Annotated in this window: 8 protein-coding genes and 3 rRNA genes; 6 read left to right on the top strand and 5 right to left on the bottom strand. The window is 62.4% G+C overall.

Going from position 1 to position 14247, the window contains the following annotated elements; all coding sequences use genetic code 11:
• A partial coding sequence (locus tag ACFVTM_RS07730) for a hypothetical protein (RefSeq protein ID WP_390202834.1) occupies window positions 1–180 on the bottom strand: 180 nt, incomplete at its 3' end.
• Window positions 181–573: 393 nt separating this feature from the next.
• Here ACFVTM_RS07730 and ACFVTM_RS07725 point away from each other — a divergent pair.
• The 6 genes from ACFVTM_RS07725 (at window position 574) to ACFVTM_RS07700 (ending at window position 7885) form a co-directional block, all read left to right on the top strand.
• A complete protein-coding gene (locus ACFVTM_RS07725; protein ID WP_390202833.1) occupies window positions 574–2073 on the top strand; it encodes an FGGY-family carbohydrate kinase in 1500 nt (499 codons plus the stop codon).
• Complete coding sequence (locus ACFVTM_RS07720) at window positions 2057–3427, top strand: iron-containing alcohol dehydrogenase (protein WP_390202832.1); 1371 nt, start codon at window positions 2057–2059, stop codon at window positions 3425–3427. Before ACFVTM_RS07725 ends, ACFVTM_RS07720 begins: the two co-directional genes overlap by 17 nt.
• A gap of 469 nt (window positions 3428–3896) precedes the next feature.
• Window positions 3897–5303: an ethanolamine permease gene (gene eat, locus ACFVTM_RS07715; protein WP_390202831.1), complete on the top strand. Its 1407-nt coding sequence runs from the start codon at window positions 3897–3899 to the stop codon at window positions 5301–5303.
• A gap of 185 nt (window positions 5304–5488) precedes the next feature.
• Window positions 5489–6316 (top strand): HAD-IIA family hydrolase, encoded by an 828-nt coding sequence (locus ACFVTM_RS07710; RefSeq protein WP_390202830.1) that lies wholly within the window; start codon window positions 5489–5491, stop codon window positions 6314–6316.
• Window positions 6317–6383: 67 nt separating this feature from the next.
• Entirely contained in the window at window positions 6384–7067 is a 684-nt protein-coding gene (locus ACFVTM_RS07705) for a hypothetical protein (RefSeq protein WP_390202829.1), read from the top strand.
• Between the two features lie 50 nt (window positions 7068–7117).
• Window positions 7118–7885, top strand: a complete 768-nt coding sequence (locus ACFVTM_RS07700; protein ID WP_390202828.1) for a GntR family transcriptional regulator — start codon at window positions 7118–7120, stop codon at window positions 7883–7885.
• 258 nt (window positions 7886–8143) lie between these two features.
• Here ACFVTM_RS07700 and ACFVTM_RS07695 read toward each other — a convergent pair whose 3' ends face one another.
• The 4 genes from ACFVTM_RS07695 to ACFVTM_RS07680 all read right to left on the bottom strand — a co-directional run.
• On the bottom strand, window positions 8144–8725 hold the full coding sequence (locus tag ACFVTM_RS07695; protein ID WP_390202827.1) for a dihydrofolate reductase family protein: 582 nt from the start codon (window positions 8723–8725) through the stop codon (window positions 8144–8146).
• 222 nt (window positions 8726–8947) lie between these two features.
• Window positions 8948–9064 (bottom strand): 5S ribosomal RNA (rrf, locus tag ACFVTM_RS07690).
• 207 nt (window positions 9065–9271) lie between these two features.
• Window positions 9272–12405: ribosomal RNA gene (locus tag ACFVTM_RS07685) — 23S ribosomal RNA — on the bottom strand.
• A gap of 528 nt (window positions 12406–12933) precedes the next feature.
• A 16S ribosomal RNA gene (locus tag ACFVTM_RS07680) occupies window positions 12934–14247 on the bottom strand; the annotation flags it as partial.

The raw sequence follows: 14247 nt of genomic DNA, 5'->3' as shown, positions 1-14247 counted from the left end.
CTTACGGTCACCACCGCTATACGGCTTACGATCACGGTCACCGTACGGCTTGCCGTCACGGCCTTCCTTGGAACGGAACCCGCGCGGATCGCCGCCCGAGTTGCTCGTGCCGCGGTAAGGGGCTCCGCCGGAGTTGTCGCGGGCTTTGCCGCCGCGGTTGCCGTCGTTGTGCTCAGCCATGCTGGGATCCTCCTGTTGCGAGCTGACCACTGGCGCAATCGCAGCCGCTCTGTTCCGTGTTTCGTTTCCTACGCAACCCGAAATCAAGCGCTTCGAAGTCCGTACATCTCCCCCAATTCTAGGCGAGCAACCAGCCACCGGCTAACGGCATCACATCATTGGGGCCCCGCGGTGGCAAGACTCACAACCGCCCGCCACTGGGATCTAAGGCGTGAAACAAGTCCCAGGCGGAGCAGGCCGAGCGGCTTCCTGCAGCAGGCCTGGTCCGGGCGGTCGGATCAATGAGTTGACGATCACAAAACTCCCCTCTAACCTAGTTATTAGACGTCTGACGACTCGTGCAGACGGTAATGGCTTCAGGGGACGGCCACTGGGATACAAAGGAGTATTTCATTGGGATTTGTAATCGGATGTGATCTCGGGTCGCAGAGCGCCAAGGCTGTGCTCATGTCGCCCGAGGGTGGCATCGTCGCAACGGCGAACACCGGCTACGCGATGGCGCACCCGCACAGCGGCTGGGCGGAGCAGGATCCGGCGCACTACCGGTACGGCATCGCCTCGAGCGTGCGCGCGGTGCTGGCCAAGACAGGCGTAAGCCCGGCGGAGGTGACGCACATCGGGCTGTCGAGCCAGGTGGACGGGGTGGTTCCGGTGGACTGGGACATGCGCCCGCTGCGGCCGGCAATTATTTGGCTTGACCGGCGGGCGACCGAGCAGGTGGCCCGGCTGGGCCGCGCGATCGATCCGGACCGCCTGTTCGCCCGGACGGGACTGAACCTGGACGCCTCGCACACCGGACCCAAGCTCATGTGGCTGGCCGACAACGAACCGGAGGTCTACGCCCTGGCCGCGTCGCTGCCTTCGGTGGGCGGCTACGCGGTCGCGTGGATGACCGGCCGCTCCATCCAGGACCACGCCAATTCATCCTCGTCGCTCCTCTATGACGTGGTGGCCCGGGACTGGAGCGATGAACTCATCGATGCGGCAGGGCTGGACCGGGCAAAGCTCCCGGAAATTGGCCGGGCCACCGATGTGGCCGGCACATTGACCGCGGAGGCCGCCGCCGCGCTGGGCCTGACGACCAAGTGTGCGGTCGTGGTCAGCACAGGCGATGACCACGCCTCATGCCTGGGCGCGGGGGGCGTCCGCCCCGGTGTGGTCGTCGATATCCTGGGCACGGCCGAGCCGGTCGGCGTCTCGAGCAACGTACCCGTCTTCGACGAGACAAAACTCGTCGAAACGCATGCGCACGCGGTCGACGGCACCTACCTGATCGAGAATCCCGGATTCGTTTCGGGCGGCAACACGCTGTGGTTCGCCAAAAACGTGCTTGGCATCAGCCAGCAGGAGTTCTTTGACCTTGCAGCGCAATCACAGCCAGGAGCCCGCGGAGTCCGCTTCATCCCGGCCTTGACCGGATCGATGGCGCCTCGGTGGAACGACTCCCTGCGGGGAACGTTCTCCGGGCTGTCCATGAACCATGGCTCCGCCGACCTGGCCCGCGCGATCATCGAGGCGAACTGTTTTGCGTTCCGGGACATCTACGACCGAATCGACGCCATGGGCCTCGCGCAGTCGGTCCGGGTAGTTGGTGGCGGAGCCCGCAGCGCGCTGTGGCTTTCGGCGAAGGCGACTCTGTGCGGCACGTCGATTTCCAAGGTGCTGACCGAAGAGACCAGCGCAACGGGTGGGGCATTACTCGCCGCCGTTGCCGCAGGCACTTTCCCCAGCCTCGAATCAGCAGTTGACGCGGTGGTGGAGCTTGATCCCGCCACCATCGACCCCGAACCAGCCCACGCCGAGGCTCTTGAAACGGCGTACCAGGAATACCGCTCCCTCTTCGATGCAATTGAATCAATCCCCCAGAAGGAATCCCATGACGCTCTCGTCTGATCTCGACCGCTACCTCACCCACCCGTTGGTCGGCCTCGACCACGTCATCATCGGCCCGAACGTGCTGGACTCCGTCCGGGACATCGTCGCCGCCCTGCCGGAACACAACACCATCGCGCTCCTTACCGACGAGGACGATTACACCACCGGCTCCGGCGCTTACCTCAAGCCCGCCGTCACCGGCCTCCTGGAAACCCTCGGCACCGTAACCACCGTGGTCCTCCCCGGCCACGTCCACGCCGACGAACCTACCGTCAGCAACGCCACCGCCGGCTGCGCAGGCGCCGATGTTGTGGTCACCATCGGCTCCGGCACGCTCTGCGATATTGGCAAGGTCGCGGCGGGAGACCGGCCCCACGTCGTCGTACAAAGCGCCGCCTCGGTCAATGGCTTCGCCGACGACCAGTCCGTGCTGCTGATCAACGGCGTGAAGCGAACGGCACACTCCGGCTGGCCCAGCGCCCTGGTCGTGGACAGCAATGTCCTGGAGGGAGCGCCGGCCGTGCTAAACCGTTCCGGGCTCGGGGACATGATCTCCATGTTCACCGCCCCCGCGGACTGGTACCTGTCCTCACTCGTCGACATGGACCGCGGCTTCTCCGCCGAAGCCGCAACCATGACACGCCGCTACGGCACCGAACTCCTGGCCCTGGCCGAAGGCGTGGGATCCTCCGACCCCGAAGCCCTGGCCACGCTGGCCAAGTTCGTGACGCTGAGCGGCTTCTCGATGGGCGTCGCGGGACAGACCTCCCCGTCTTCCGGCATGGAACACGTGGTGAGCCACATGCTCGACATGGCCAACGCCGCCCGGGGCAAGGACACTGCCCACCACGGCGCCCAGGTGGGCGTCGCGACCGTCATCGTCGCGATCCTGTGGCGAAAGATGAACGAGCGGCTCCGCGCAGGAAGTATCGGAACCCTCCGGCTCCCCGATTCAGCCGACGCCGAGCGCACGGTGCGGGAAGCTTTTGACTGGATGGACGAGGCCGGCGCCACGAGCAACGAGTGCTGGTCCGACTATTCCAAAAAGCTCGAACACCTGCGCGCCGTCGACGCCGGAACGAAAATCCTTGACGCCGTCGAATCCTGGCGGGCCCACGCCGAGGTACTCTCCGGCCTGCTGGGAGAACCGGAAGCCATCGTCGCGGCACTTCGCGCCGCCGGCGCGCCCACCCGGTTCTCCGAGCTCGAAAACGCCAGCAAAGAGGACGACGTTATCTGGGCGCTCACCAACTGCCACCTCATGCGCAACCGCTTCAACATCGCCGACCTCGCCTACCTGACGGGCGCATGGACCGCGACGGATGTTCTGGCAGCGCTGTCCGAGGCAGAACGGATCGGCGCAGGCCTCTAATCCCCCGGCCGCAACACCCAGGCGCCCACCCGCCGCATTCCCGGGACACCACCACAGCGTCCCGGGATTGCGGCGCGCCCTGGTGAGCCATCGTCCGGCAGGACCGTGCGGTCCCACCGGAAAATCCCTGATTTCTATGACCTCGGTGGCCCCACCATCGCCACAACCAAGTTCCAAAAAATACTTGAAAACTTTTACTTGTTAGACGTCTAACGACTTGCTATGCTTAATTCACAAGCCGCGCAGGCGGGCAGAGGCCAGAGGGCCCGGGGGAGCAACGTCGCTCCCCCGGCAACTACCAGCCAAGGCCGTCATGAGAAAGGCCGGGCCAGCCGCCCCCGCGGCGGCCCGGCACCGGCTACCAACCACCGGTACCGGCCCTGCCGGCACACCAGCCCGGCACGCCGGGCCGCCGGATACCCATGGGATTTTCCCTTCAAATCGATACAACCCGCAAAGGAGCAGGTACGTGTCACAAACAGCTACAATTTCCCCCGTTCAGGCGGAGGGCAAGAAGAAACTCCACAAGGTTGCCGGCCCCGTACTGCTGTGGGGTATCGGCGTGGGCGCCGTCATCTCCGGCGACTACTACGGGTGGAACGCAGGCCTTGGGCTTACCGGCTACTGGGGCTACCTGATCGCGATCGCGATCATGGGCCTGCTCTACGCCGGGCTCTCGACCGTGATCGGTGAACTGTCCGCGGCCGTGCCGCACGCCGGCGGCGCCTACGCCTACGTCCGCACGGCACTCGGCCGGGTCTGGGGCTACCTGGCCGGGGTGAGCGTACTGCTCGAGTTCGTCTTTGCCCCGGTCGCGGTGGCGCTGACCGTCGGCGCGTACGTGCAGGTCCTCTTCCCCGATGTACCGATCCTGGTCAGCGCCGCGGTGCTCTACATAGGCTCCACCGTGATCCACCTGCTGGGCGCCGGGAACTCGATGAAGATCGAGTTCGTGTTCACTGCGGTCGCGGTCATCGGCCTCATTGTCTTCATGGTCATCGGTGCCCCGAAGATGTCACTGGATAACCTGAATGCCTACTCCGGCGGGGCCATCCTGCCCAACGGTATCGGCGGACTCTGGGCCACCCTGCCGCTGGCTGCCTGGTTCTTCTTCGCCATCGAGAGCCTCCCGATGGCCGCCGAAGAGACCAAGAACCCGGCCAAGGACATCCCCAAGGCCCTGGTCATGGCCTTCCTCACCCTGGCCGTGGTCGGCATCGGCACCCTCACGGTCGCCGCCGGCGTCGGCGGGTCCGATTTCCCCGGCGCCGCAGCGCCGCTGACCGTGGCCCTGTCCAACGTCGTGGGATCCCAGGCCTGGATCGTTCCGGTGATCGCCAGCTTCAGCCTCGCGGCCCTGGTCGCCTCGTTCCACGCAATCGTGATCGCCTACTCGCGCCAGACCTTCGCGCTGTCCCGGGCCGGCTACCTGCCGGCATCGCTGTCCAAGCTCAACAAGCACCACGCCCCGATCGGCTCGCTCGTCGTACCCGGTGTCGTCGGCTTCGTGTTCGTCGTCCTCGGCGCCACCATCCTCCCGGACGCCATCCCGGTCCTGGTGACGCTGTCGGTACTCGTCGCGGCCGTGTCCTACATGCTGATGATGGCCGCAGCCCTGGTGCTGCGGAAGAAGCGCCCCGAACTGCACCGGCCCTACAAGGCCCGCGGCGGACGCGTCACGATGTGGATCGCCCTGGTCCTGGCGGGCATCCTCATCCCCGCAGCCCTGGTCAGTTTCCCGCTCGCCTTCGTCATCGGCGCCATCATGGTCGCCGCGTTCATGGCCTACTACTTCGCCGTCGGCCGCAAGCGCGTCGGCAACTACACCGCCGAAGAAGAACTCGCACTGACCGACCATGCCCTGACCGAAGCCTGACCAAACAGGCCTGAGCCGCCCTGACTGCCTGGCGGGGGCCGCTGCAACCACAGCAGCCCCCGGCCCGGCAGGCGGCCGCACGCCTACCGCATAAGAAATGCATTGAGACCGCATTCAAAACCTGAGTCGTTAGACGTCTAGCGTTAGAATTGTATTAGAGGCTCTCAGGAGCCGGAAGGAGGGCAATGATGCCCGTTGAAGTACTCGCCACAGAAGAAGCGGACCGGACCGGGACAACCCCGCTGTACCGGGGCTACGCCTTCGACCTGGACGGCACGCTCTACCTCGGTGACGATCTCATCGAAGGCGCGGACACCGTCGTGGCTACGCTGCGCGGCTTCGGATCCCGGGTGGTGTTCGTAACCAACAAACCCCTCGAAACCGCCGAAAACTACGCAGCGAAACTGACCAAACTCGGCATCCCCGCCACTGCAGACGACGTGATCTCCGCGCTCGACGCCCTCAGCCTGTACCTCACCGGACGTCATCCGGGAGCACGGATCCTGGCCGTGGGCGAACCGGTACTCATCGACTCGCTGCGTAGCGCCGGGTTCACCGTGACCGAAAACCCGGCGGAGACCGACGTAGTTGTTGTTTCCTTCGACCGGACCTTCGACTACGACAAACTCACCCGGGCCTACCAGGCGGTCAACGCCGGCGCCGTCATCGTGGCCACGAACCCAGACCCGTACTGCCCCACCCCGGACGGCGGCCTCCCCGATTGCGCAGCCATGCTCGCGGCCATCGAGGCATGCACCGGCGGCCGCGCCGAGGCGATTGTCGGCAAGCCGAGCGCCCACATGGCCAACGCCTTCCTTCACCGGCTCGGCGTCCCCGCCAACGAGGCAGTAATGGTCGGCGACCGGCTATTGACCGACGTCGCCATGGGCCTGAACGCCGGCATGGCCTCGGTCCTCGTGATGTCCGGAGCGACGACCCATGACCATCTCGCCGCTTCAACGATTCACCCAACCCACGTCCTCGACGACGTCCGCGGACTCATCGCAGCCTGACCCCACGAACCACCCAGCACCCAACCCCCAAAAACGCTCCACCCACGACCCAGAAAGATCAAGAACAATGTCTGAATTCATCTTCATGCTCACCCACAACGACCGCACTGTCGACAACGCCCTCGAGGTCCTCGAGCAGGTCAAGGACACCGGACTGCGCCACATCGGATTCAAGGACGTCGGCGCCACCGCCGAGAGGGCCCGCGAGCTCACCGCCGCCGCGCACGCCGCCGGCTTGGTGGTCTACCTGGAAATCGTCTCGGTGGACAAAGCCGACGAAATGGACTCCGTCGACGCCGCCATCGCGGCTGGCGTGGACTGGATCGTCGGCGGCAAGTTCGCCGCCGAGGCCATCGAAAAGCTCGCCGGCACCGGCATCAAATTCGCCCCCTTCCCGGGCCGCGTCGCCGGGCACCCCAGCGCACTGCTGGGCTCCATCGAGGAAATCACCGCGCACGCCGCCGAACTCTCCAAAATGGACGGCGTCCACGGCGTGGACCTGCTCGCCTACCGCCACACCTCCGTTGACCCGCTGGAACTCACCGCCGCCGTCGCGAAGGTCGTCGACGGGCCCACTATCGCCGCCGGCTCGGTCGTCACCGAGGCCCAGATCCGCGGACTCGCCGAGGCCGGCGCGTGGGGCTTCACCATCGGCGCGGCCATCTTCGACGGCAAGCTGCCCGGCGAGAAGGATGTCGTGTCCCAGGTCCGCACCGCGCTGGCCTTCGCGCACGACGGCGTAAGGGTCTAACGCGGGCCCATCGGCTATTACACTGGATTCATCGTCACAGGGAGGACACCATGGCAGGTCGCCGGCCAAATCTTGCAGAACAGGTTCGAGATGAACTCACCGAGCTCATCAGCAACGGCACGTATGTCGTCGGCGACCGGCTCCCCAACGAAGATGAAATGTCCGTGAAATTCGCCGTCAGCCGGGCCACCGTCCGCGAAGGCTACCGGGCCCTGATCGACGCCGGGTACCTCTCCCGCCTCCACGGCAAGGGAACCTACGTTACCCGGGTCCCGCAGCGCCACGCCCTGGACCTGAACGTCAGCTACACCGCGATGATCCAGGCCGCCGGGTTCACCCCCAGCATCCGGATCGTCTCACAAAGCGTGCAGCCCGCCGACGACAGCGACCGGGCCCGGCTCCGCCTGGACCGCGGAGCCGCGGTCGTCGTCGTCGAACGTGTCCGGTTCGCCGATGACCGCCCCGTCGTCTACAGCGTGGACCGGGTGCCGCTGGCCCTCGTGCCCGAAGCGATCAAAGGCAACCTGGGCCCGTCGCTGTTCGACCTGCTCGAAAACGTCAACCACGGGGTCAGAAACGGGCGGGCCAAACTCCTCCCCGTCCTCGCCGGCCCCCCTGAAGCCGCACAGCTCCAAGTCAAAGACGGCGTCCCGCTGCTCTACTTCGACGAGGTCGACTACGACGAGAACGGCACACCAGTCCTCGCCTCCTTCGAATGGCACACCAGCGACGTCTTCGAAATGTGGCTCAACCGGCGCGCACAACCGCCAGCCCACCGCGCCGAGACCGCACCGGCTCTTGCTGAATCACGGTCATAAGCCCACCCGAACAACCCCCGGACACCGGCCGGGCACGCCCACAGCGTGCCCGGCCGACTCGTTTAAGAAGGTTGAATGACCGTCCGGCCCCAACGGTCCGAGAACCCCGTTCCAGCGCCGCCGTATCGGCGCGACACCATCGCCCCGGCGGACCAGGTCGGTATGGCGGGCAGCCGTGCGGGTGGTAGGCCAGCGAGCGGAGGCCCGATCTTGTGTCACCGTTCGCAGTGTACTTTTTCGATTACCCGCTCAGATCGGTCAACGGCGCACCCGATAGCGCAGGTGAACCACCCTGTTGCCCTGAATCACCACGTCAGGATCCTCCAACAGGTGCTGCGTGTGGACCGACCCGAAGTAGCGCTTACCGGACCCGAACACGACGGGCACGACGTCCATGCGCACCTCGTCGATCAGGCCCCCGGCAAGCACCTGGCCACCGACGTCTCCAGCGGCGACCTCGACCAGGCGGTCACCCGCAAGCTCCTGCGCCTTGGCCACGGCTGCCTCGACGCCGTCGACGAAGTGAAACGGCGCCTCGGGGTCCCAGCCCTCGGGCTCGGGCCGGTGCGTCACGACGACTACGTGGTCGATCCCGCCCGGAGGCTTTCCGTCCCAGCCGTCCGTCATGTCGAAGACGTGGCGGCCGACGACGGTCGCCCCGATCTCGTCCCAGTACGGCCGGGTGTAGTCGTAGGACGTCTGCGACACCTTCAACTCGCCGCTCTCGTCCAACGGCACGTCACCGCTGGACAACCAGTCGAACAGCGGTCCGGGCTGGTCGTTTTCGTCCGCGATGAAGCCGTCCACCGACACCGAGCCGTTCATGACTACCTTGCCCATGGGACGCTCCTTTGCTTTGAGGTGCCCCCAGATTAGCGGCCCGTCGCGGTTCGTGGCAGGTTGACCGGCTGAAGGGTGTTCAGGCTGCGTCTCTCGCGGCGCTGGTGAGCAGGATACAGGTTCCGCGGCGGCTCTGCGGCCCTTCACCACGAACCTTGAAGAGCCGGCTTAAATGCGGGAGGACCCCCAACCTGTGGTTGGGGGTCCTCGACCTGAATGGTGTTCCGGCGGTGACCTACTCTCCCACACCCTCCCGGGTGCAGTACCATCGGCGCTGTGGGTCTTAGCTTCCGGGTTCGGGATGGGACCGGGCGTTTCCCCCACGCTATGACCGCCGTAACCCTTGCTCCGCACCCTGGGCCCCGGTGAAGGGGTGGGGGTGGGAAATCTGTGTGGTTACAACATGTGTGGTGTTGTTATTCAGTTGAACGGTTCTCAAGCAACGGGTTTGTTGGTTGGGAACCACATAGTGGACGCAAGCAGTCTTGTTTCTTTGTACCCGTTCCTGGTGTGAACGTCTTTTGAATCCGTTCACGGAAGGGGTGTGTGGTGTAAGTTATCGGCCTATTAGTACCGGTCAGCTTCACGAGTCGTTAGTCCTCGCTTCCACATCCGGCCTATCAACCCAGTGGTCTGGCTGGGGGCCTCTCACACACGAGGTGTATGGAAATCTCATCTCGAAGCGAGCTTCCCGCTTAGATGCTTTCAGCGGTTATCCCATCCGAACGTAGCTAATCAGCGGTGCACTTGGCAGTACAACTGACACACCAGAGGTTCGTCCGTCCCGGTCCTCTCGTACTAAGGACAGCCCTTCTCAAATTTCCTGCGCGCGCAGCGGATAGGGACCGAACTGTCTCACGACGTTCTAAACCCAGCTCGCGTACCGCTTTAATGGGCGAACAGCCCAACCCTTGGGACCTACTCCAGCCCCAGGATGCGACGAGCCGACATCGAGGTGCCAAACCATGCCGTCGATATGGACTCTTGGGCAAGATCAGCCTGTTATCCCCGAGGTACCTTTTATCCGTTGAGCGACGGCCATTCCACAATGTACCGCCGGATCACTAGTCCCGACTTTCGTCCCTGCTCGAGATGTCTCTCTCACAGTCAAGCTCCCTTGTGCACTTACACTCGACACCTGATTGCCAACCAGGCTGAGGGAACCTTTGGGCGCCTCCGTTACTTTTTAGGAGGCAACCGCCCCAGTTAAACTACCCATCAGGCACTGTCCCTGACCCGGATTACGGGCCGAAGTTAGATGTCCAAAGTGACCAGAGTGGTATTTCAACGATGACTCCACCCGAACTGGCGTCCGGGCTTCAACGTCTCCCACCTATCCTACACAAGCCACTCCGAACACCAATACCAAACTATAGTAAAGGTCTCGGGGTCTTTCCGTCCTGCTGCGCGTAACGAGCATCTTTACTCGTACTGCAATTTCGCCGAGTTTATGGTTGAGACAGCGGGGAAGTCGTTACTCCATTCGTGCAGGTCGGAACTTACCCGACAAGGAATTTCGCTACCTTAGGATGGTTATAGTTACCACCGCCGTTTACTGGGGCTTAAATTCTCAGCTTCGCCTTGCGGCTAACCGGTCCTCTTAACCTTCCAGCACCGGGCAGGAGTCAGTCCGTATACATCGTCTTGCGACTTCGCACGGACCTGTGTTTTTAGTAAACAGTCGCTTCCCCCTGGTCTCTGCGGCCCCGATCCCCTCCCACCAGCAAGTGGTGTTCAAGGTTGGGGCCCCCCTTCTCCCGAAGTTACGGGGGCATTTTGCCGAGTTCCTTAACCATAATTCTCTCGATCGCCTTAGTATTCTCTACCTGATCACCTGTGTCGGTTTGGGGTACGGGCGGCTAAAACCTCGCGTCGATGCTTTTCTCGGCAGCATAGGATCACCAAATCCCCCCATACGGGGGTCCCATCGGGTCTCAGGCACCATGAACGGCGGATTTGCCTACCGTTCGCCCTACATCCTTAGACCGGGACAACCATCGCCCGGCTCGGCTACCTTCCTGCGTCACACCTGTTAATACGCTTGCCTCCCAGGATCAGGTCCCGCGCTCCACCAAAACCCACACACCCAAAGGGTGCTAGGGCAGGTTTCGGGCGGTTAGTATCCCCTGTTCAGCATGGGCGGTTTTTCGCCGGTACGGGAATATCAACCCGTTGTCCATCGACTACGCCTGTCGGCCTCGCCTTAGGTCCCGACTTACCCAGGGCAGATTAGCTTGACCCTGGAACCCTTGATCATCCGGCGGACGGGTTTCTCACCCGTCTTTCGCTACTCATGCCTGCATTCTCACTCGTGTAGGCTCCACCGCTGGTTTCCACCGCGACTTCACTGCCCACACGACGCTCCCCTACCCATCCAGACGCCTGAACCACAAGGGCTTAGCTAATATCTGAATGCCACAACTTCGGCGGTGTACTTGAGCCCCGCTACATTGTCGGCGCGGAATCACTTGACCAGTGAGCTATTACGCACTCTTTTAAGGATGGCTGCTTCTAAGCCAACCTCCTGGTTGTCTTCGCAACTCCACATCCTTTCCCACTTAGCACACGCTTAGGGGCCTTAGTTGGTGGTCTGGGCTGTTTCCCTCTCGACTATGAAGCTTATCCCCCACAGTCTCACTGCTGCGCTCTCACTTACCGGCATTCGGAGTTTGGCTGACGTCAGTAACCTTGTAGGGCCCATTAGCCATCCAGTAGCTCTACCTCCGGTAAGAAACACGCAACGCTGCACCTAAATGCATTTCGGGGAGAACCAGCTATCACGAAGTTTGATTGGCCTTTCACCCCTACCCACAGCTCATCCCCTCCATTTTCAACTGAAGTGGGTTCGGTCCTCCACGACGTCTTACCGTCGCTTCAACCTGGCCATGGGTAGATCACTTCGCTTCGGGTCTAGATCACGCCACTGCAACGCCCTGTTCAGACTCGCTTTCGCTACGGCTTCCCCACACGGGTTAACCTCGCGACGTAACACTAACTCGCAGGCTCATTCTTCAAAAGGCACGCCGTCACCACTACACAGCAAGCTGCGGAGGCTCCGACGGATTGTAAGCACACGGTTTCAGGTACTGTTTCACTCCCCTCCCGGGGTACTTTTCACCTTTCCCTCACGGTACTGGTCCGCTATCGGTCATTAGGGAGTATTTAGGCTTATCAGGTGGTCCTGACAGATTCGCACGGGATTTCTCGGGCCCCGTGCTACTTGGGATACTTCCCAGGCGGTGCTCAACATTTCGGTTACGGGGCTCACACCCTCTACGGCCGGCCTTTCAAGACCGTTCACCTATGCCAGCACTCTCACCTCACTGTCCCGGCAGAGACAGTACGGAAAGTCCCACAACCCCGACCATGCAACGCCCGCCGGCTATCACACATGGAACGGTTTAGCCTGATCCGCGTTCGCTCGCCACTACTGACGGAATCACTATTGTTTTCTCTTCCTGCGGGTACTGAGATGTTTCACTTCCCCGCGTTCCCTCCACGCACCCTATGTGTTCAGATGCGGGTCACCGAGTCACTCGCGCGCTCGGCGGGGTTTCCCCATTCGGACACCCTGGGATCACAGTCCGGTTATCGACTCCCCCAGGCTTATCGCAGATTCCTACGTCCTTCTTCGGCTCCTAATGCCAAGGCATCCACCGTGTGCTCTTAAAAACTTGACCACAAAAGATCAAGGAGTAATTCACGAGAGAACCATGAAAACCACCCGGGACACCACACCCCAAAGAGGTGAGCGCAGCCCGGACAGATCCAGGTTCATATTCTTGGAAATTGCTTCTTATAAAAGATGCTCGCGTCCACTATGTAGTTCTCAAACAACAACCCCGTACCACACACCCCACACGAACCCCCGCAAAGGGACCAACCGTATGCTCGGTGCAGCCAGGAAACCAGAAACACAAGTCCCGGACAGCCACAACCCAAAAGGGCCGCGGCAAGCCGGTCCTGTTGCCTCAGGACCCAACAGTGTGCCAAACACTAAACCGCCCATCCCCCCGCCGCACCGTTCCAGGACCACCCCCGAAGAGGGATCCGTACTGGGTGCCGCAGAAAAACGCAGCGGCCGCTATTTGCTGATATTCCACCCGTGAGCACCCGCCGCAGAACTTGCGTCTGCGCAACGGGCGTTACTCCTGACAAACCCATCCACCCCGCATACACGGCATGGAGTGCTTGTAGGTGCTCCTTAGAAAGGAGGTGATCCAGCCGCACCTTCCGGTACGGCTACCTTGTTACGACTTAGTCCCAATCGCCAGTCCCACCTTCGACAGCTCCCTCCCACAAGGGGTTAGGCCACCGGCTTCGGGTGTTACCAACTTTCGTGACTTGACGGGCGGTGTGTACAAGGCCCGGGAACGTATTCACCGCAGCGTTGCTGATCTGCGATTACTAGCGACTCCGACTTCATGGGGTCGAGTTGCAGACCCCAATCCGAACTGAGACCGGCTTTTTGGGATTAGCTCCACCTCACAGTATCGCAACCCTTTGTACCGGCCATTGTAGCATGCGTGAAGCCCAAGACATAAGGGGCATGATGATTTGACGTCGTCCCCACCTTCCTCCGAGTTGACCCCGGCAGTCTCCCATGAGTCCCCGCCATTACGCGCTGGCAACATGGAACGAGGGTTGCGCTCGTTGCGGGACTTAACCCAACATCTCACGACACGAGCTGACGACAACCATGCACCACCTGTGAACCGGCCCCAAAGGGGAAGGACTGTTTCCAGCCCGGTCCGGCCCATGTCAAGCCTTGGTAAGGTTCTTCGCGTTGCATCGAATTAATCCGCATGCTCCGCCGCTTGTGCGGGCCCCCGTCAATTCCTTTGAGTTTTAGCCTTGCGGCCGTACTCCCCAGGCGGGGCACTTAATGCGTTAGCTACGGCGCGGAAAACGTGGAATGTCCCCCACACCTAGTGCCCAACGTTTACGGCATGGACTACCAGGGTATCTAATCCTGTTCGCTCCCCATGCTTTCGCTCCTCAGCGTCAGTTAATGCCCAGAGACCTGCCTTCGCCATCGGTGTTCCTCCTGATATCTGCGCATTTCACCGCTACACCAGGAATTCCAGTCTCCCCTACATCACTCTAGTCTGCCCGTACCCACCGCAGATCCGGAGTTGAGCCCCGGACTTTCACGGCAGACGCGACAAACCGCCTACGAGCTCTTTACGCCCAATAATTCCGGATAACGCTTGCGCCCTACGTATTACCGCGGCTGCTGGCACGTAGTTAGCCGGCGCTTCTTCTGCAGGTACCGTCACTTTCGCTTCTTCCCTACTGAAAGAGGTTTACAACCCGAAGGCCGTCATCCCTCACGCGGCGTCGCTGCATCAGGCTTGCGCCCATTGTGCAATATTCCCCACTGCTGCCTCCCGTAGGAGTCTGGGCCGTGTCTCAGTCCCAGTGTGGCCGGTCACCCTCTCAGGCCGGCTACCCGTCGTCGCCTTGGTGAGCCATTACCTCACCAACAAGCTGATAGGCCGCGAGTCCATCCAAAACCACAA

It is taken from the genome of Arthrobacter sp. NPDC058130 (assembly GCF_042884475.1).
Classification (GTDB): Bacteria; Actinomycetota; Actinomycetes; order Actinomycetales; family Micrococcaceae; genus Arthrobacter.
The sequence above is the reverse complement of the archived record's forward strand: the minus strand, read 5'-3'. Positions and strand labels throughout refer to the sequence as shown.